The 321-nt window shown below is 55.1% G+C and carries 2 rRNA genes; both read right to left on the reverse strand.

Annotated features, from left to right (window positions below):
- A 5S ribosomal RNA gene (gene rrf / locus DDQ50_RS16960) occupies positions 1 to 63 on the reverse strand; the annotation flags it as partial.
- Between the two features lie 158 nt (positions 64 to 221).
- A 23S ribosomal RNA gene (locus DDQ50_RS16965) occupies positions 222 to 321 on the reverse strand; the annotation flags it as partial.

Here is a 321-nt window from a genome sequence, read left to right on the forward strand (position 1 = left end):
GAGAGTCTTAGCTTCCGGGTTCGGAATGTGACCGGGCGTTTCCCTCTCGCTATGGCCGCCGAAACACTATTGATGTTTCAAGCTGCCGCAGCACACCCGAAACCTCCGACAAGTCAGAGATCTGGGGTGTTGTGCGGCGGTTCCCGTACATCGGGAACCACAAAGTGGACGCGAGCAACAGTCGTGCGATTCATACGCATCACACCCTCTAGGGGTGAAGTGTTGTCAATTTATCGGCTTATTAGTACCGGTCAGCTGCACAGGTCTTTAGTCCCTGCTTCCACATCCGGCCTATCAACCCAGTCGTCTACTGGGAGCCTC

Origin of the sequence: Amnibacterium flavum (assembly GCF_003097495.1) — a bacterium.
Lineage (GTDB): Bacteria > Actinomycetota > Actinomycetes > Actinomycetales > Microbacteriaceae > Naasia > Naasia flava.